A 16779-nucleotide genomic window follows, 5' to 3' on the forward strand; every position below is an offset into this window, starting at 1 on the left:
GCGGGCGGACGCGCGAAGGCGCTGTCAGCGCCCCCCCGAAACCTCGAGGATGGAGCCGGCACAATAGCCCGCAGCCGGGCTCAGCAGCCAGACGATTGCCTCGGCGACCTCCTCTGGCGCCGCCGCGCGCCCGATCGGCGTGGTCGGACCGAGCCGGGCCGCACGGTCCGGCGCGCCGGCACTCGCATGGATATCTGTATCGATCATCCCGGGCGCGACCGCGTTGACGCGGACCCCATCACCGATGACCTCGCGCGCGAAGCCGATGGTGAAGGAATCCACCGCCCCCTTGGAAGCGGCATAGTGGGTGAACTCGTTCGGCGCGCCGAGGCGGGCGGCGATCGAGGAGAGATTGACGACGGCGCCGCCCTGATGGCCTGCCTTGACCGACATCCGGCGCGCGGCTTCGCGGCAGCAGAGGATCAGGCCGACCACGTTGAGGTTCATGACCTCGGCGATCGCCGCCGCACTCATATCCTGGACTTTGGAGATCTTGCCGGTGATCCCGGCATTGTTCACCAGGCCGCGGACCGGGCCGAGCGCAGCTTCCGCCTCGTCGAAAAGGCGGACGATATCCGCTTCCTTGCTGCTGTCGCCCTGGATCACCATGGCGCGCCGTCCCTCGGCCTCGACCCTGGCGGCGACGTCGCGCGCGGCAGTCTCGTTGCCGACATAGTTGACGGCGATATCCCAGCCGTCCCGCGCGGCGCGGATCGCGGTTGCCGCACCGATCCCGCGGCTCGCGCCGGTAACGATACAAAGTCCCTTACTCATGCCGATCCCCCCTTAGAGCGTTCTTTGGGGGGATCTTAGCGCGGTTCAATCCTCGGAGCGAACCTCTGCTGCAAACCTGACGGAGGCACGCAGTTCGGCCTTCTGGGCCACCGTGTCGCCCGCCATGCCGCCATCGGCCATGAGTTTCGGCGCCGCCTCGGCCCGCATCAACTGCGCCGGCAGCGGGCGCGGCATGGAACCGGTCTGGAAATTGATCGCCGCGACGCGGTAGCCGCGGTCGGGATAGACCGCCTTCAGGCGCGCCAGCTCTTCCGCCGCGCTCCTGTAGATCTCTGCCCTCAGCTCCGCCAAGGCCGCTTCGCGTTCTGCCAGGGTCGGAGTGAAGTCGATGCCCTCGACCGCATAGCTGCGGCCGGCCTCGCCCAGCCCCTTGACGCTCGCGCCGAGACCGCCGAGTTCGGCACCCGGCAGGCGCGCCTCGGCGGTGATCCGCCAGCGCTCGAAACCGGCCTCGTCGCGCAGCCGGTCGTAGCCGACCAGGCGCCAGGCCGCCTTGGCGGAAACCTTCTCCAGATCCTGCGTCACCGCCTGGCGCGCTTCGCCGAATCCGCCGGATCTGACCGCGAGGTCGGCCGCCACGGTGACGGTCGCGGAGTCCGTTTCCACCCATTTCTCCAGGCTGAGATCCAGCGTGACAATGTCGTCGCGGACCGTATCCGCTTGGACCACCTGCGGCCCGGCAAACAGCATCAGGACCGCAAGGGCGAGAGAGAGACAGTATCGGATCATGGTCTGACTCCGGACGTGAAGGGAACGGGCGCAGGATCGCCCCGAATTGCGTCGGTAAAATGACGTATCGGTCACATTGGTTCCACCAACCGTCGTGTTTTCACGCAATCGCGACTGGTTCGACAGCTGAAATCACGATAAGGTAGGCCCGCAACTGACCGTGGAGGTTCAGAGATGCGTAAGATGATTGGTATTCTTGTTCTTGTGGCCGCCGTTGTGGCCTTTACGGCTCCCGCGGCGTTTGCGGGTGCCGGTAGCTGCAACTCAGCCAAACAAAGTGCACCGGTCTCTTCCTGACGACCTCGTCGGGAAGCGTCTCCGGAATCGAAACGGCCGCTGGTGACAGCGGCCGTTTTCTCTTCTGGCGTTTCGCCCGGAGCGCTACATGCGCTGAACCATCAGCTTCTTGATCTCGCCGATCGCCTTGGCCGGGTTCAGACCCTTCGGACAGGTCTTGGTGCAGTTCATGATGGTGTGGCAGCGATAGAGCCGGAACGGATCCTCCAGCTGGTCCAGCCGCTCGCCGGTATATTCGTCGCGGCTGTCCGCGATCCAGCGATAGGCCTGCAGCAGGATGGCCGGGCCGAGATAACGGTCGCCGTTCCACCAGTAGCTCGGGCACGAGGTCGAGCAGCAGAAGCACAGGACGCATTCCCAGAGACCGTCGAGCTTCTCGCGCTCTTCCGGGCTCTGGCGCCGCTCCTCGTCGGTCGGCGGCAGCGGCGACTTGGTCTTCAGCCACGGCTCGATCGAGGCGAGCTGTGCATAGGGGCGGGTCAGGTCCGGCACCAGATCCTTCACCACCGGCATGTGCGGCAGCGGGTAGATCTTCACGTCGTCCTTCACCTCGTCGATGCTCTTCAGGCAGGCCAGCGTGTTGGTGCCGTCAATGTTCATCGCGCAGGAGCCGCAGATGCCTTCGCGGCAGGAGCGGCGGAAGGTGACCGTGGTGTCGACCTCGTTCTTGATCTTGATCAGCGCGTCCAGGACCATCGGGCCGCATTCGTCGAGATCGATCTCGTAGGTATCGACCCGCGGATTCTGCCCGCTGTCCGGATCATAGCGGTAGATCTTGAAGGCCTTGACCCGCTTCGCTCCCTCCGGAGCCTTGTGCGTGTTGCCGATCTTGACCTTTGAGTTCGCCGGCAAAGAAAATTCAGCCATCTCTCACTTCCGATCTTTTCTTTGTTCTCTAGCGATCAGTAGACGCGCGCCACCGGCGGCACGACCTCGACCTCGTTCGACAGCGTGTACATGTGCACGTCGCGATACATCACCTTGTGCTTGTACTTGTCGTCGAGCCACATGACCGTGTGCTTCATCCAGTTCTCGTCGTCGCGGTCCGGATGATCCTCGTGCGCGTGGGCGCCGCGGCTTTCGTGGCGCAGATCGGCGGAGGTCAGCGTGATCACCGCCTGGGTCATCAGGTTCTCCAGCTCGAGCGCCTCGACCAGGTCCGAATTCCAGATCAGCGAGCGGTCGGCGATGCCGATATCCGGCAGCGCGCCGGCCACGTCCTGGATCTTCTTCACGCCTTCCTGCATCAGCTCGGTGGTGCGGAACACCGCCGCGTGCTGCTGCATGGCGCGCTGCATGTCGAGACGGATCTCGGCCGTCTTGGTCCCGCCCTTGGCGTGACGCATCTTGTCGAGACGCGCGATGGCGAACTCGCCGGCATCGGACGGCAGCGGCTTGTGCGGCTCGCCCGGACGAACGGTTTCCTTCGCCCGGAAGGCGGCGGCCCGGCCGAACACGACGATGTCGAGCAGCGAGTTGGTGCCGAGACGGTTGGCGCCGTGCACGGAGACGCAGGCCGCCTCGCCGATCGCCATCAGGCCCGGGCAGACGCGGTCCGGATCGTCCTTCGTCGGGGACAGCACCTCGCCGTGATAGTTCGTCGGGATGCCGCCCATGTTGTAGTGCACGGTCGGCAGCACCGGGATCGGCTCCTTCGTCACGTCGACGCCGGCGAAGATCTTCGCGGTCTCGGAGATGCCCGGCAGGCGCAGCGCCAGGACGTCCGGATCAAGATGCTCGAGATGCAGGAAGATATGGTCCTTCTGCGCACCGACGCCGCGGCCCTCGTTGATCTCGATGGTCATGGCGCGGCTGACGACGTCGCGGGACGCGAGGTCCTTCGCCGTCGGCGCATAGCGCTCCATGAAGCGCTCGCCCTCGGAGTTGGTCAGATACCCGCCTTCGCCGCGCGCGCCCTCGGTGATCAGGCAGCCGGAGCCGTAGATCCCGGTCGGGTGGAACTGGACGAATTCCAGATCCTGCATCGGCAGGCCCGCACGCACGACCATGCCGCCGCCGTCGCCGGTGCAGGTATGGGCCGAGGTGCAGGAGAAGTAGGCGCGGCCGTAACCGCCGGTCGCCAGCACCGTCTGGTGAGCGCGGAAGCGGTGGATCTTGCCGGTCGCGAGGTCGATCGCCATCACGCCGCGGCAGGCGCCCTCATCGTCCATGATCAGGTCGATGGCGAAATACTCGATATAGAACTCGGCATTGGCGCGCAGGCTCTGCTGGTAGAGCGTGTGCAGGATGGCGTGACCCGTCCGGTCCGCCGCCGCGCAGGCGCGCTTCGCCATGCGCTTGCCGAAATCCAGCGTGTGACCGCCGAACGGACGCTGGTAGATCTTGCCCTCTTCCGTCCGCGAGAACGGCACGCCGAAATGCTCCAGCTCGATGATCGAGGGAATGGCGTTGCGGCACATGTATTCGATCGCGTCCTGGTCGCCCAGCCAGTCCGACCCCTTGACGGTGTCGTACATGTGGAACTTCCAGTTGTCGCCCTCACCCATATTGTCGAGCGCAGCGCCAACCCCGCCCTGCGCGGCAACGGTATGAGAGCGGGTCGGGAAGACCTTGGTGATACAGGCCGTCTTCAGACCTTCCTGCGCCATGCCGAAGGTGGCGCGCAGACCGGCGCCGCCGGCCCCCACGACGACGACGTCGTAGGTATGGTCGATGATCTCGTAGGACTCCATGGAGTTCAGCCTCCGAACGCGAGTTTCAGCACCGCGAAGAGCGCGGCGATTGCAAGAAGAGCGGCGAGCAGCTTGACGCCGAGCAGCAGCGCGAGCTTTGCGCCTTCGTGATGGATGTAGTCCTCGATCACGACCTGCAAACCGAGCGCGGCGTGATAAAAGGTCGCGACAATCAGCGCGATCATCAGAATGGCGACAAAGGGCGAGCCGAGCCAGGCCGCGGTCTCTTCGTAACCCGCACCTGCGAGCGAAATCAGGGACGCCACGAACCAGAGCGTGAGCGGTATCAGCGCGATGGCGGTGATCCGCTGCATCCACCAGTGATGCAATCCGGCCTTGGCGCTGCCAAGGCCGCGCACACGGCCGATCGGCGTACGCATGGAGTTGTCAGTCATAACCAGCCTCTCAAAAGAGTCTTTATTTTTTGGCCTCGCCCCTTAAAGGGCGAAGGCGAGCAGCCAAGCCAGAACGGTCAGCACCGCGGACGCGGCGATAACCAGCTTCGTGGCCATTTCGGCCGTAGCGATCTCGAAGCCGTAGCCCGCATCCCAGAAGAGATGGCGGATGCCGTTGCAGAGATGGAAGAACAGGGCAAAGGAAAAGCTGAACAGGATCAGCAGACCGATCCACGAGCCCATGATGCTCTGCACAAATCCGAAATAGCTCCCCCCGGTCGCGGTTGCCATCAGCCACCAGACGAGAAACAGCGTGCCGATCCCGAGCGCGACACCCGTGGCGCGGTGCAAAATCGACGTAATCGCGGTGAGAGGCAGTCTGTAGATCTGAAGATGCGGGGAAAGAGGGCGATTGGAGACGCTCATAGCGCACCTTTCCTGAGGAACTTCATAAATGTGGCCGCACCATATTGCAGCGCGAACAAGACCTCAATTGATTTTGATCACGTTGCGCCACTGTCCAGCCCCATATCGCTTCTTGTCTCCATTCTATACACACGCCGCACGACTTATCCCGGCCCAAGCCTGAATTTCATGTGGATAAATTGTGCAAAAACATATTCTCCTGCAAATATCCTCATAAAATCAGGAACCTATCGCCAAACATTTCCACAGGCAAAAATAAAAAACTCACTTTCGTTTTGTTGATTATTTTATCATTACTGTGGATTAAAGGTGGACAGGACAATTATGAAGGTTAGGCGATATTTTTATTGATCCCGGAACCCAAAAGAGCGATCATTTTACTCAAGACATGGGAGCATTGTTCGTTTCGTCCTTGTTCCAGGGGCGGGGCAAACGGGACGCCACCAGATATACCGGCGGAGTCCGTGCCAAGACAGTCGCATTGGTCACTATCGGCGTCTCCCTCCCTTGTCCGACGGGCCGCGTGTTTCTGACACGCGGCCCGTTCGTATATGGAGCTCGCGAAGGGGGCGATGCGGCAAACCGCTTCCTCACACAGGCTTTTAAATCAGCGACGAAGTGGAAGATGGAATCGACAGGTCCATCTGTTACGTTAGCGCCGCGCGCTCTCGAGAAACCAGCCGGATGCACAGACCCGTGTTTGAAAAAGCCCGATCGACGTTATTGCTGTTTTCCCTCTCGGCCGCCCTCTTCGCGACGATCCTGCTCCTTCCGAAAGCAAGCGAAGCCGCCTGTACCGACCCCCCCGGCGCCGGCGTCGACTGGCGCAGCTGCAATTTCGACAATTACCCACTCGCCGGCGTCAATCTGACCGGCGCGAACCTGAACGATGCGAGCTTCAACTGGGCCGACCTTACCGGCGCCAATCTCGACGGTGCGCGCGGCCGGGCCCGCTTCGCCCGCGCCAAGATGGCCGGCGCGACCTTCCGGAACGCGCAGCTGCGCGGGGCGGATTTCAGCCAGGCCAAGCTGAACGACGCCGATTTCACCGGCGCGGACCTTGCGGATGTCCGATTCCAGAGCGCGATCCTTAGAGGAGCCAATCTGACCGGCGCCAGGGTGCGAAACGCGGATTTCTTTCGCGCCGACCTGTCCGGCGCGATCTGGACCGACGGAAAACATATCTGCGCCGAGGGCTCGATCAGCTTCTGCCGCTGACCGGAAGACGTGTCAGTTGTTCGACTCGCGGAACTCGATCATCTCGGCAAGCGCGATGATGCGCCGCGCATTCTCCACATGCAGCGCTTCCACCAGCTTGCCGTTGACCAGAACAACGCCGCTGCCCTCGGCTTCCGCCGCCGCATGCGCGTCGATGATCTTGCGCGACCAAGCGATCTCCTCTCCGCTCGGGGCGAAAATCCGGTTCGCCGCGGCGAGAGTCTTCGGATGGATCAGGGTCTTGCCGTCGAAGCCGAGCTCAAGGCCCTGGCGGCAGGACGCCTCGAAACCCTCCGCATCGTCGAGATCGAGATGCACACCGTCCAACACCGCGAGACCATAGGCCCGGGCCGCGAGAACGCAGAGCCCGAGGCTGGTCACGAAGGGCAGCCGGTCGCGGGTATGAAGGGCATGAAGGTCCTTGGCGAGATCCGACGTGCCGAGCACGAGACAGCCCAGCCGCGGGCTCGCGGCGGCGATCTCCTCGGCATGCAGCATCCCGAGCGGGGTTTCCATCATGCACCAGATCGAGAGGCTGTCGGGCGCGCCTGCGGCCGAGAGCGCCTCCTCCGCCTGCCAGATCTGCTCGGCATGCTCGACCTTCGGCAGCAGCACCGCGTCGGCGCCGGCCTTGGCGGCGAAAGCCAGGTCCTCCGCGCCCCACGGGCCCTCGAGCCCGTTGGTGCGAATCACCAGCTCCCGGTCGCCGTAGCCGCCCTCGGCCAGCGCCGCGCCGATCGCCTCGCGGGCCGCCTCTTTCTTGTCAGGCGAGACCGCATCCTCGAGATCCATGATCACGACGTCGGCCTCGAGGCTCCGGGCCTTTTCGAGCGCCCGCGCGTTCGAGCCCGGCATATAGAGCGCCGAGCGGCGCGGTCTGACGGATGCGGCCATGAATGGACCTCCTCTTGTTCCCCGTCCCCATCCTAGAGGATAGCGGGCGAAAACCAAGCGGCGCGAATGACTTGCCGCTTGACCCCGGACGCCGGGCGCATTCATCTGCCCGAAGGTCCGAGAGCGCGTTTGGGGAAATCGCATGGCCATCCTGTCGATCCAGTCCAGGGTCAGTTACGGCTATGTCGGCAACAGCGTCGCCGTACCGGCGATCCAGGCCGCCGGGCTCGAGGTCTGGCCGCTCGATACCGTCTCCTTTTCGAACCATCCGGGACACGGCCAGTTCCGCGGCCGGGTCCGCGAGGCGGAGGAGGTGCGGGAGGAACTGGACGGGCTCCGGCAGCTCGGCGTCCTGACCGGACTCTCGGCGGTACTGTCGGGATATCTCGGGCGCCCGGACACGGCCTCGATCGTCGCCGAGGCAGTCGATGACGCGCGCATGTCCAATCCGGCGCTTCCCTTTATCCTCGACCCGGTCATCGGGGATCACGGACGCCGGTTCGTCGCCGAGGGCGTGGCCGAAGCGATCCGTGACGACCTGCTGCCGCGCGCCGACATCGTCACGCCGAACCTGTTCGAACTCGGGGTCCTGAGCGGCCGTGAGGTCGCGGCGGATCGCAGGGACATCTCCGGGGCCGCTCGCGGCCTGATCGCCGCGCACGGACTGACTGCGATCGCCGTCACCGGAATCGAACAGACGGACCGGATCGCCAATCTTCTGATCACCGCGGCACACTGTCTGGAAGCCGGCGCCCGGCGGTTCGACCGAGGGTTCAACGGGACCGGCGACCTCTTCGCGGCCCTGCTCGCTGCCTGGTTCGTGAAGTCGGGAAATGTGCAGACGGCCTTCGCGCGCGCCGCCGGCGGCCTCGAACTGGCGACTCGGGTAACGGACCGCGCGGGCCGACGGGAACTCCTGCTTCCCGAAATCCTCAGGAACCTGAAGCGCTGTCGCCCGGCGGCTTTGGCGGATCGCTGCTAGCCGGGGCATCCGCGTCCTGCCCCTCCGCTTTCGAGGCTTCCGATTTTGGCTCGCCTGCCCCCTCGGTCGTCCCGCTTCCGGTTTCCGGCTGTCCGGCATCCTTGGCGGCGCTTTCCTGTTTGGCGGCTTCCTTTTTCGCCTCTTCCTGGGCCTGCGCGCGCTCGAACAGGACATTGATTTCCTGATGAATCGTCTTCTTCAGCGCGTCGAGGAGCAGCAACGCGGCCTGCGTCTGGGTCTGGGTGGAGACCTCATAGGGGCGCGTATCCTGATAGATCAGCATCTTGATGCCGGCGATGAACTGCTGGTCCGGGGAGAGTTTCAGTGCCTCCTTGTCCGTGGCTGCGCCCGATCCGGGCGGCGGACCCGAGGGCGCGCCGGTCCGCTGCTGAGTGTCCGCCCGGGTCTGCTCCACATAATCCATCGCATGCGCCCTCTGCTGTTGTAGCTGGAATTCCAGCCGTTCCTTCTGTTCCTGGAACTGCCCAAGGATCCGGTCGCGCTCCACCGCCGCCGCCGCGAGCGTGTTGAGCGCTCCCTGAAGGGCACCGTTGGTCGCGGCCGCGACCTGGTCCTGAACCGGATCCGTCTTCTTGTCGTTTTCCTCGTCGCTCATCGCGAGCTCCGTCAGCCGGTGGCGCTCAGCCGCCCTGGAATGCCTCTGCCGCCGCCTCCACCGCGCGCGCCTCGGCCTCGACGGCCGCCGCCTCGCTTACCACGCCGGCACCTCCGTTCGCCGGTGCCGCTGCGTTCAAGTTCGGAGCGACCGGCTTGGCCGCACCCCCGCCCGCCGGAACCGGTGTCTCCGGTTTCGAATCCTTCGGCACAGGGCCGCCTTTCGCCGGCGCGCTCCTGGACGGGGCAGGTTTCGACGGGCCGGCCGGTTCCGGTGGCGGCGCGGCCACCGCTGCGTCTTGCTCCAGAAAATCGTCTGTCTCCTGGGTCTCCGGAGAGTTCGCTTCGCCGGGTTCATCCGGCGCTTCGGAAAACTCCGGTTCGGCGGACGTCTCAGCCTCCGGGGTCTCCAACGGCTCCGCCCCATCACCCGCGGCCAGGATCAGTTCCTCCTCGGTGAATTCTTCGGGCTCGGCGAATTCTTCGGGATCCGGATCGAGGCTCTCCTCGAGCCGCTCGACGGCTTCGGTGATCTTTTCCTCGATGTAATCCTCAACCCGGTCCCGCGCGCGCTGGCGCAGCGACCGTCTTCCGCTGGTCGGCTTCTTGGCCATCTCGGTCTCCTCACGTCCGGAGGCTGCGGGCACACCGGCCGGGCCGGCGCCGCACGCGCCTCATTCATGCGGACGTCCAAAGGCGGAAAGATGTGAACGGAAACTTTGTGGCACTGACAAAAAAAGGACCCCGCGAGGGGCTCCAGTCGGCTGGCCTTCGGAGGCTGGGCAAAGGGAGGACGCTAACTGCCGCTGGGGAACCCGCTGACGACCGTTCCGGCGGCACTTCCGACCGCCGCGAAATTCTCCTGCGCCGCGGTCACGGCATCCTGCGCCGCCGTCAGCACCGGCGTGTACTGGGCCGCGGTGGCCGGGTTCTCCACCATCTTCTTCAGCGCGACACCGGTCGCGGCGGAACTCATCGCCATGATGTTGCGCAGATAGTCCGTTGAATCCTGCACCGCGAAGGAGGCCGCCTGGGCGACCTTCTGATAGGCGATCGCCGCCCCGTTGTTGCCGGCGGACCCGAGCACGGTGCTGTTGGACTGCTTGACCGCATCGAGGATCTGGGAGTTCACGCCCGGTCCCGAACTCGTCGTGGCGGGAAGCGCGCCGGAGGGGGATGATCCACCCGATCCGGAACCAGAGGAGGATCCGCCGGTCGAACCGGACGAACTCCCGGCGGACGGCGAAGCAGATCCACCCGACGACGAACCGCTGCCGGTGCTCCCGCTTGCAGTGGTTCCGCCGGTCTCCGTCGTGCCGGCTCCGGGTGCGGAGCCGCCGTCGCCCGTTCCGCTGTCCTGGGATCCGGAGCCTGTGGTCGCGGGCGTGGTGCCGGACTGATTATCCGGCATTGCGTCATCCGTGCCAAACACACTGTCGTCTGTCATCGGTCAGTCTCCCCGAACCGCCTGCGGGCGGTCTCTATTTCTTGTCACCGCCCATGCCGCCCTGAGATGCGTCGAGAATGAGACGGCAGGCGCTGGACGTGACGGCGTTTCCGATCTGCTGCAGACCGCCCTGGGCCTGCATCGCGTTCTGCATCGCCAGCGAGATCGAATGCGCCATCGACTGGTAGACCATGCCCATGGCCTGGGACGGCGCCTCGCCGAGGACCTTGACGTTGGTCTGGGTTACGGCATCCGTGATTTGTGAATTGACGGGCGTATCATCTGCCATTGGTTCAGCCCTCGTACACGACTCCTATCCATTCCGTCGCTGTGCCCGCCCTATTTCAAGGCTGCCAGCGCAACCAGCAGCGTCATCAGCGTGTCGGCGGTGTCCGACTGGGCCAGCTTGCTGGTGGCGGTCGCGCCGGCCATGGTGTTGACGCTGTAGATCTGCATCACGCCCTGGTTGGTCGCCGCCTGGGCACAGATCGCCGCCTGCTGCTGCTGCTGAACCGTGTTCTGATAGAGGATCCCCGTCGAGTGGGAGAGCGACTGGTAGATCGCACCCATCGCGACCGACGGCGCCGAGCCGAGGGTCTGGACGTTACTCTGGGTAACGGAGTCTGTGATCATTCCGTTCACCGGTGTCGGTATGGCCATATCCTTGCTCCTTCATGAGCGGCGGCTTTGCGACCGCCGGTGTTGGTCCGGGAACCGGCCGACGGCCGATCCGGCTTACTGGAGACGGTTCTCGAACCGTCTCGTGAATTTTTTTTCCGGCTCGTCTCACTGGCTCGCCAGCTCGACGATGAGGGCGCAGATCGAGGATGTCGCCGTGTTCGCGACCTGCTGCATGCCGCCCTGTGTGGAGGTGGCGTTTTCCATCGCGAGACCGGTCGCGTGCGACAGGGCCTGGAAGGACATTCCGACCGCTTCCGCGGGCGCCTCCCCGAGGACCTTGACATTCGCCTGTGTCACCGCGTCGGTGACCTGGCTGTTGACCGAATCTGCCATGGCTCGCTACCTCCGGGTCTGCCGGATCATTTCACCAACGAGTGCAATGCGGCCTCGCCCGCCAACGCCAGCGTCTTGCGCCGGTCCATCTCGTTCAGCGTGTCGAGGACCTTGTTCATCATCGCTCCCTGCGCCGCGTCCGACGAGCGCTTGTCGATGCTGAGCAGACGGTCGACGCAGGCCACCAGGGACGATGTCCCGACGACGGAATTCTGCTGCTGGTGCGACACCATGTTGGCGTAGAGCACGCTCGTCGCTTCCGCGAGGGAGGTGTAGAGCGGCAATGCCGAACTCGCCGGCGCGACGCCGAGAGTCATCGTGTTGGTCTGCGTGACCGAATCGGTCACCTGATCGTTGACGGAGCTTCGTTCCGGCATGTCACTCTCCTCATGGCACGATATGCGTGCGGGGAAGGGGGGAGGCGGTCGCTATATCGCGCCGCCTCCGCTCACTTCGGACCTTCGACCTCAGGTAACCGGCGCGGAGGCCGCTTTCAGGGACGACAGCAGCGCGAGCATGTTGTTGGGCACGTCGCTGTTGCCGATCTTCGAGGTCGCCGCGGCTCCGGCCATGGTGTCCACGCTGTAAACCTGGATCACACCCTGGTTGGTCGAGGCCTGGGCCGCGATCTGCAGCTGCTGCTGCGAGCTCACGGCGTTCTCGTAAAGGATGCCGGTGGAGTGCGCGAGCGACTGGAAAATCGCCCCCATGCTCATTGCCGGCGCATCTCCCAGGACCTTCACATTGGCCTGGGTGACGGAGTCGGTGATCATACCGTTGACCGGTGTATTGTCTGCCATTGCATTACTCCATTCGCCGCAGGGGCAGACATCCGGGCACCGGCAATGGACATGCGCTCGTACAATGGAACCAAACTCCCCATTGCCTAAGGCTTCCTACCGGGTGCACTGGTGCGTCCGATCCTCTCGGCTGGTTGGGATTGCCGCACCCCGGGGCCTACCGCCGCGGGTCTACCCCGGGTGCGAGGGTCGAGTGATCTCGGGGCGGTCTTAGCCGACCGGACCCGAGCTCGTCGCCTTCAGCGCCGTCAGCAGCGACAGCATGTTGTTCGGCACGTCGCTGTTGCCGATCTTCGACGTCGCGACCGCGTCGGCCATCGTGTCGATGCTGTAGATCTGGATCACGCCCTGGTTGGTTGCGGCCTGCGCGGCGATGCCGAGCTGCTGCTGCGAGCTGACGGCGTTCTCATAGAGAATGCCCGTGGAATGCGCGAGCGACTGGTAGATCGCTCCCATCGCCATCGCCGGTGAGTCGCCCAGAACCTTCACATTGGCCTGGGTGACGGAGTCGGTGATCTGGCCGTTGACCGGAGTTGGGATTGCCATCTCTGTCTCCTCAATACTGCTGGTTTCAGGACCGTCCGCCCCGTCTCGCCTTGCTCTCAACTGGGCGCGAACACATCAATGACGAACCACCCGCAATAGGTGTGAACCAGAAATCTCAGGTTGGTCCGGCGCCGCTGCGGCGCAGCCGTTCGCGGGCCAGCTGGACACGCTTGCGGGCGGTGCAATTCGGAATGCAGAGCCGTTCGGCGATCTCCTTGTAGGAGAGCCCTTCGAGGAACCGGAGCATCAGCGGCACGCGCAGCAGCTCGGGCAATTCGTCGAGCGCCGATTGCAGCGTGCGCATCGCCTCGCCGGTCTCCGCCACTTCCTCCGGCGTCGGCTCGGGTGTGGGAGCCGAGGGGATATCGTCGCCGTCCGCCATCGCCAGGACCTCGTCGGTCCAGCGCTTCTGGCGCGAGCGCGCGCGGTAGAAATCGATGCAGGAATTATGGACCAGGCGCGACAGCCAGGCGCGCTGGTTTGCGATGCCCTCGCCGCCGCCTTCGGCAAAGTGCGACGAGGCCCGGACCAGAGCGTTTCCGAGGGCATCCTCGGCATCCGCCATGTTTCCGGACATCAGGCGCATGCATTGCCTGAGAAGCTGGTTCTGATGGGTTGACCAGAGTTCCCAGAAGTCTTCCGGCGGCAACTGGCCGGCTTCGGAAGAGGCGGGACGCCGGGACGGCGGCGGAACCTCGCGTACGGGAACCTGCCCGGCGTATCCGCCGGCCGAACGCGCGATGAGATCCACCGCGCTCCGCGTCGCCTCTGCGAAGAGATCGCCGGACAGACCCGCTCCGGGCGCAGTCCGGCCATTGCCGCTGTCCTGGTTACCAGTCCCCACGTGAAGCCCCGACACGTTGAAAGTGTTCTGTGCTTTGAATGCGACGGTCTGAGTAATTTTTTACTCAGACCGTGCAGTAGGGACGAAACAGACAGTCCGGCCGTGAACGCAATAGTAGAAAAATCAAAAAATAAAAAACGGCCGGGGATGTCCCCGGCCGTTTCCTGATGTTGCGTCGCTGAGGCTCAGGCGGCCTTCTTGAGGTGATCCTTCACCAGCGCTTCCGCAATCTGTACCGCATTGAGGGCCGCGCCCTTGCGCAGGTTGTCCGAGACGCACCAGAAGACGAGACCATTCTTCACGGTCGGGTCCTTGCGGATACGGCTGACATAGACCGCGTCCTCGCCCGCGCATTCGTGCGGGGTGACGTAGCCTTCGTCCTCGCGGTGATCGACCACGACCAGCCCCGGGAAGTTGCTCATCGCGGCGCGGGCCTCCTCGACGCTGATCGGCTTCTCGGTCTCGATGAAGACCGCCTCGGAATGGCCGATGAAGACCGGCACGCGCACGCAGGTCGCGACCAGCTCGATCGCCGGATCGAGGATCTTCTTCGTCTCCCCGGTCATCTTCCATTCTTCCTTGGTCGAGCCGTCATCCATGAAGACGTCGATATGCGGGATCACGTTGAACGCGATCTGCTTGGTGAACTTGTCCTTCTCGACCGGGTCGTTCACGTAGATCGCCCGCGTCTGGGTGAAAAGCTCGTCCATGCCTTCCTTGCCGGCACCGGAGACCGACTGGTAGGTGGAGACGACGGCGCGCTTGATCTTCGCCATGTCGTGCAGCGGCTTCAGCGCCACGACGAGCTGCGCGGTGGAGCAGTTCGGATTGGCGATGATGTTGCGCTTGCCGTAGCGTGCGAGGGCATTCGCGTTCACTTCCGGCACCACCAGCGGCACGTCCGGATCCATGCGGAAATGCGAGCTGTTGTCGATCACGACGCAGCCGGCCGCGGCCGCCTTCGGACCGTATTCCGCGGAGATCGAGCCGCCGGCGGAGAACAGGGCGATGTCGGTGCCTTTGAAGTCGTAGGTCGACAGGTTCTGGACCTTGAGTGTCTTGTCCTCGCCGTAGGACACTTCGGTGCCCACCGATTTCTCGGAAGCCAGCGCGACGACTTCGGTCGCCGGAAAATCGCGCTCGGCGAGAGTGGAAAGCATTTCACGACCAACGGCGCCGGTTGCGCCGACTACGGCAACTTTATAGCCCATGGTTCTGGTCCATTCCTTTTGTTGTTGAAGTCCATAAACGACTTCGGCGGGAGACTTACGCCCCCCGCCGAGTAATTTCAAGCAATGCTGGTTGGGAGGGGCTATCCCGATACGAGTTTGTCCAGCTCTTTAAGCAGGCTGTCGGTCATGACCGTAGTCGAGACGCGTGCCATGCCGTCCTGCATGATGTCCGCGGTTCGGAGCCCCGATTTCAGGACGTTCTGGATCGCCTTCTCCAGCATGTCCGCTTCCTCGCCCATGTCGAACGAGTAGCGCAGCGCCATGGCGAAGCTGAGCATCTCGGCGATCGGGTTCGCGATCCCCTTGCCGGCGATGTCCGGCGCGGAGCCGTGCACCGGCTCGTAAAGCGCGTGGCGCTTGCCGGTTACCTCGTCGACGGCGCCAAGCGAGGCCGACGGCAGCATGCCGAGCGAACCGGTCAGCATCGCCGCGCAATCGGAGAGAATGTCGCCGAAGAGGTTGTCGGTCACGATGACATCGAACTGCTTCGGATTGCGGACCAGCTGCATGGCGCAGTTGTCGGCATACATGTGGTCCAGCTTTACGCCTTCGCCTTCGGCCTTGTGCAGGTTGGTCATGACCTCGCGCCAGAGCACGCCGGACATCATGACGTTGGCCTTCTCGACGGAGGTCACCCGGCTGTCGCGCTTGCGGGCGAGGTCGAAGGCGACCCGGCCGATGCGCTCGATTTCCGGGGTCGTGTAGACCTGGGTGTCGTAACCCTTCTTGGTGCCGTCCGGCAGCTCGTCGATGCCGCGCGGCTGGCCGAAATAGACGCCGCCGGTCAGCTCGCGCAGGATCATGATGTCGAGGCCGGCAACCAGATCGCGCTTCAGCGAGGAGGCGTCGGCCATCGCGTCGAACACCATCGCCGGACGCAGGTTGGCGAACAGATCCATTTCCTTGCGCAGACGCAGGAGGCCGCGCTCCGGCTTCACCTCGAAGGGCAGATTGTCATACTGCGGGCCGCCAACGGCGCCGAACAGGACGGCGTCGGAGTCCACCGCATCGGCCAGGGTCTCGTCGGTCAGCGGCGTGCCGTGCTTGTCGTAGGCGGCACCGCCCACAAGGCCTTCCTGCAGATCGAAACTGACGGACCGCTTCTTCGCCATCCAGTCGACGACGCGGAGGACTTCCTTGACGACTTCGGGACCGATCCCGTCGCCGCCGAGAACAAGCATTTTACGATTGGAGGCCATGAATTCTGCTTACCCTAGTGAGACCGGCCTTCGCGCGGGCCGGGTGCTGCGTGCTTCTTATAGAGAGCCCGGCGCTCTTGGGAAACCCTCGAGCGCCGGAATGGTTCCATACTTCGCGGAAAAATCCGTCAGGACGCGGCCAGCCAGGGGCGCTCGGCCTTCTCCTTGTCCTCGAACTTGTCGATCGCGCTGCCCTTTTCCATGGTCAGGCCGATATCGTCCAGACCGTTCAGCAGGCAGTGCTTGCGGAACTCGTCGACCTCGAAGGCGATCTTCTCGCCGTTCGGGCGGCCGATCTCCTGGTTTTCCAGATCGATCTCGAGAACCGCGTTGGAGCCTTTCTCCGCATCGTCCATCAGCTCGTCCAGCTGCTCCTTGGTCACCTTGATCGGCAGGATCCCGTTCTTGAAGCAGTTGTTGTAGAAGATGTCCGCGAAGCTGGTGGAGATCACGCAGCGGATGCCGAAATCGAGCAGCGCCCAGGGGGCATGCTCGCGAGAGGAGCCGCAGCCGAAATTCTCACCGGCGACGATCACCTGCGCCTTGCGGTAGGCCGGCTTGTTCAGCACGAAATCCGGGTTCTCGCTGCCGTCGTCCTTGTAGCGCATCTCGGCAAAGGCGTGCTTGCCGAGGCCCGACCGCTTGATCGTCTT

General features: G+C 64.1%; 23 protein-coding genes. 3 read left to right on the top strand and 20 right to left on the bottom strand.

Annotated features, from left to right (window positions below; translation table 11 throughout):
* Positions 1–24: 24 nt before the first annotated feature.
* From JJ959_RS05210 to sdhC, 6 genes are all read right to left on the bottom strand, one after another.
* A complete protein-coding gene (locus JJ959_RS05210) occupies positions 25–774 on the bottom strand; it encodes an SDR family oxidoreductase (RefSeq protein WP_292880403.1) in 750 nt (249 codons plus the stop codon).
* A 45-nt stretch (positions 775–819) separates the two neighbouring features.
* Positions 820–1524: a hypothetical protein gene (locus JJ959_RS05215; RefSeq protein WP_292880406.1), complete on the bottom strand. Its 705-nt coding sequence runs from the start codon at positions 1522–1524 to the stop codon at positions 820–822.
* Positions 1525–1905: 381 nt separating this feature from the next.
* The gene (locus tag JJ959_RS05220) at positions 1906–2688 is read right to left on the bottom strand and encodes a succinate dehydrogenase iron-sulfur subunit (protein WP_292880408.1); all 783 of its coding nucleotides are present in this window, start codon (positions 2686–2688) and stop codon (positions 1906–1908) included.
* A 35-nt stretch (positions 2689–2723) separates the two neighbouring features.
* Entirely contained in the window at positions 2724–4514 is a 1791-nt protein-coding gene (gene sdhA, locus JJ959_RS05225) for a succinate dehydrogenase flavoprotein subunit (RefSeq protein ID WP_292880411.1), read from the bottom strand.
* 5 nt (positions 4515–4519) lie between these two features.
* The gene (gene sdhD / locus JJ959_RS05230) at positions 4520–4909 is read right to left on the bottom strand and encodes a succinate dehydrogenase, hydrophobic membrane anchor protein (RefSeq protein WP_292880413.1); all 390 of its coding nucleotides are present in this window, start codon (positions 4907–4909) and stop codon (positions 4520–4522) included.
* 42 nt (positions 4910–4951) lie between these two features.
* Positions 4952–5335, bottom strand: coding sequence for a succinate dehydrogenase, cytochrome b556 subunit (gene sdhC, locus JJ959_RS05235; RefSeq protein WP_292880415.1), 384 nt, complete (start codon positions 5333–5335; stop codon positions 4952–4954).
* 696 nt (positions 5336–6031) lie between these two features.
* Here sdhC and JJ959_RS05240 point away from each other — a divergent pair.
* Positions 6032–6553 carry a pentapeptide repeat-containing protein gene (locus JJ959_RS05240; RefSeq protein WP_292880417.1) on the top strand — a complete coding sequence of 174 codons (522 nt, stop codon included), beginning with the start codon at positions 6032–6034 and terminating at the stop codon, positions 6551–6553.
* Positions 6554–6565: 12 nt separating this feature from the next.
* On the opposite strand, the gene JJ959_RS05245 is transcribed toward JJ959_RS05240, so the two are convergent.
* A complete protein-coding gene (locus tag JJ959_RS05245) occupies positions 6566–7447 on the bottom strand; it encodes a CoA ester lyase (protein ID WP_292880420.1) in 882 nt (293 codons plus the stop codon).
* A gap of 142 nt (positions 7448–7589) precedes the next feature.
* Between JJ959_RS05245 and pdxY the strand changes: the two genes are divergently transcribed.
* Complete coding sequence (gene pdxY / locus JJ959_RS05250) at positions 7590–8429, top strand: pyridoxal kinase (RefSeq protein WP_292880423.1); 840 nt, start codon at positions 7590–7592, stop codon at positions 8427–8429.
* Here pdxY and JJ959_RS05255 read toward each other — a convergent pair.
* The 3 genes from JJ959_RS05255 to JJ959_RS05265 form a co-directional block, all read right to left on the bottom strand.
* On the bottom strand, positions 8380–9045 hold the full coding sequence (locus tag JJ959_RS05255) for a hypothetical protein (protein WP_292880425.1): 666 nt from the start codon (positions 9043–9045) through the stop codon (positions 8380–8382). The genes pdxY and JJ959_RS05255 overlap by 50 nt on opposite strands.
* A 25-nt stretch (positions 9046–9070) precedes the next feature.
* Entirely contained in the window at positions 9071–9658 is a 588-nt protein-coding gene (locus JJ959_RS05260; RefSeq protein ID WP_292880428.1) for a hypothetical protein, read from the bottom strand.
* A 182-nt stretch (positions 9659–9840) separates the two neighbouring features.
* Positions 9841–10176: a RebB family R body protein gene (locus JJ959_RS05265; protein ID WP_292880430.1), complete on the bottom strand. Its 336-nt coding sequence runs from the start codon at positions 10174–10176 to the stop codon at positions 9841–9843.
* Positions 10177–10195: 19 nt separating this feature from the next.
* On the opposite strand from JJ959_RS05265, the gene JJ959_RS05270 reads away from it, so the two are divergent.
* A complete protein-coding gene (locus JJ959_RS05270) occupies positions 10196–10444 on the top strand; it encodes a hypothetical protein (RefSeq protein ID WP_292880433.1) in 249 nt (82 codons plus the stop codon).
* An 81-nt stretch (positions 10445–10525) separates the two neighbouring features.
* Here JJ959_RS05270 and JJ959_RS05275 read toward each other — a convergent pair whose 3' ends face one another.
* The 10 genes from JJ959_RS05275 to leuD all read right to left on the bottom strand — a co-directional run.
* On the bottom strand, positions 10526–10780 hold the full coding sequence (locus JJ959_RS05275; RefSeq protein ID WP_193185298.1) for a RebB family R body protein: 255 nt from the start codon (positions 10778–10780) through the stop codon (positions 10526–10528).
* A 50-nt stretch (positions 10781–10830) separates the two neighbouring features.
* Positions 10831–11151 (bottom strand): RebB family R body protein, encoded by a 321-nt coding sequence (locus JJ959_RS05280; RefSeq protein ID WP_193185295.1) that lies wholly within the window; start codon positions 11149–11151, stop codon positions 10831–10833.
* A gap of 126 nt (positions 11152–11277) precedes the next feature.
* The gene (locus JJ959_RS05285) at positions 11278–11505 is read right to left on the bottom strand and encodes a RebB family R body protein (RefSeq protein WP_292880438.1); all 228 of its coding nucleotides are present in this window, start codon (positions 11503–11505) and stop codon (positions 11278–11280) included.
* Positions 11506–11531: 26 nt separating this feature from the next.
* Entirely contained in the window at positions 11532–11882 is a 351-nt protein-coding gene (locus JJ959_RS05290) for a RebB family R body protein (RefSeq protein ID WP_292880441.1), read from the bottom strand.
* A gap of 90 nt (positions 11883–11972) precedes the next feature.
* Positions 11973–12305 (bottom strand): RebB family R body protein, encoded by a 333-nt coding sequence (locus JJ959_RS05295; protein ID WP_193185284.1) that lies wholly within the window; start codon positions 12303–12305, stop codon positions 11973–11975.
* Positions 12306–12515: 210 nt separating this feature from the next.
* Complete coding sequence (locus JJ959_RS05300) at positions 12516–12851, bottom strand: RebB family R body protein (protein WP_292880444.1); 336 nt, start codon at positions 12849–12851, stop codon at positions 12516–12518.
* 115 nt (positions 12852–12966) lie between these two features.
* A complete protein-coding gene (locus JJ959_RS05305; protein WP_292880447.1) occupies positions 12967–13695 on the bottom strand; it encodes an RNA polymerase sigma factor in 729 nt (242 codons plus the stop codon).
* 185 nt (positions 13696–13880) lie between these two features.
* Complete coding sequence (locus JJ959_RS05310; RefSeq protein WP_292880450.1) at positions 13881–14906, bottom strand: aspartate-semialdehyde dehydrogenase; 1026 nt, start codon at positions 14904–14906, stop codon at positions 13881–13883.
* Between the two features lie 101 nt (positions 14907–15007).
* Positions 15008–16126 carry a 3-isopropylmalate dehydrogenase gene (gene leuB / locus JJ959_RS05315; RefSeq protein ID WP_292880453.1) on the bottom strand — a complete coding sequence of 373 codons (1119 nt, stop codon included), beginning with the start codon at positions 16124–16126 and terminating at the stop codon, positions 15008–15010.
* A 128-nt stretch (positions 16127–16254) separates the two neighbouring features.
* A partial coding sequence (gene leuD / locus JJ959_RS05320; protein WP_292880456.1) for a 3-isopropylmalate dehydratase small subunit occupies positions 16255–16779 on the bottom strand: 525 nt, incomplete at its 5' end.

Origin of the sequence: Nisaea sp., assembly GCF_017640745.1 — a bacterium.
GTDB lineage: Bacteria > Pseudomonadota > Alphaproteobacteria > Thalassobaculales > Thalassobaculaceae > Nisaea.

Excerpts from the sequence above, each read along its gene's own strand:
- JJ959_RS05300 (WP_292880444.1), bottom strand. The coding sequence starts at position 12,851 with ATGGCAATCCCAACTCCGGTCAACGGCCAGATCACCGACTCCGTCACC.
- JJ959_RS05260 (WP_292880428.1), bottom strand. The coding sequence starts at position 9,658 with ATGGCCAAGAAGCCGACCAGCGGAAGACGGTCGCTGCGCCAGCGCGCG.
- JJ959_RS05215 (WP_292880406.1), bottom strand. The coding sequence starts at position 1,524 with ATGATCCGATACTGTCTCTCTCTCGCCCTTGCGGTCCTGATGCTGTTT.
- JJ959_RS05245 (WP_292880420.1), bottom strand. The coding sequence starts at position 7,447 with ATGGCCGCATCCGTCAGACCGCGCCGCTCGGCGCTCTATATGCCGGGC.
- JJ959_RS05255 (WP_292880425.1), bottom strand. The coding sequence starts at position 9,045 with ATGAGCGACGAGGAAAACGACAAGAAGACGGATCCGGTTCAGGACCAG.
- JJ959_RS05210 (WP_292880403.1), bottom strand. The coding sequence starts at position 774 with ATGAGTAAGGGACTTTGTATCGTTACCGGCGCGAGCCGCGGGATCGGT.
- sdhA (WP_292880411.1), bottom strand. The coding sequence starts at position 4,514 with ATGGAGTCCTACGAGATCATCGACCATACCTACGACGTCGTCGTCGTG.
- pdxY (WP_292880423.1), top strand. The coding sequence starts at position 7,590 with ATGGCCATCCTGTCGATCCAGTCCAGGGTCAGTTACGGCTATGTCGGC.
- JJ959_RS05275 (WP_193185298.1), bottom strand. The coding sequence starts at position 10,780 with ATGGCAGATGATACGCCCGTCAATTCACAAATCACGGATGCCGTAACC.
- JJ959_RS05290 (WP_292880441.1), bottom strand. The coding sequence starts at position 11,882 with ATGCCGGAACGAAGCTCCGTCAACGATCAGGTGACCGATTCGGTCACG.
- JJ959_RS05295 (WP_193185284.1), bottom strand. The coding sequence starts at position 12,305 with ATGGCAGACAATACACCGGTCAACGGTATGATCACCGACTCCGTCACC.
- JJ959_RS05310 (WP_292880450.1), bottom strand. The coding sequence starts at position 14,906 with ATGGGCTATAAAGTTGCCGTAGTCGGCGCAACCGGCGCCGTTGGTCGT.
- sdhC (WP_292880415.1), bottom strand. The coding sequence starts at position 5,335 with ATGAGCGTCTCCAATCGCCCTCTTTCCCCGCATCTTCAGATCTACAGA.
- JJ959_RS05285 (WP_292880438.1), bottom strand. The coding sequence starts at position 11,505 with ATGGCAGATTCGGTCAACAGCCAGGTCACCGACGCGGTGACACAGGCG.
- JJ959_RS05280 (WP_193185295.1), bottom strand. The coding sequence starts at position 11,151 with ATGGCCATACCGACACCGGTGAACGGAATGATCACAGACTCCGTTACC.
- sdhD (WP_292880413.1), bottom strand. The coding sequence starts at position 4,909 with ATGACTGACAACTCCATGCGTACGCCGATCGGCCGTGTGCGCGGCCTT.
- leuB (WP_292880453.1), bottom strand. The coding sequence starts at position 16,126 with ATGGCCTCCAATCGTAAAATGCTTGTTCTCGGCGGCGACGGGATCGGT.
- JJ959_RS05220 (WP_292880408.1), bottom strand. The coding sequence starts at position 2,688 with ATGGCTGAATTTTCTTTGCCGGCGAACTCAAAGGTCAAGATCGGCAAC.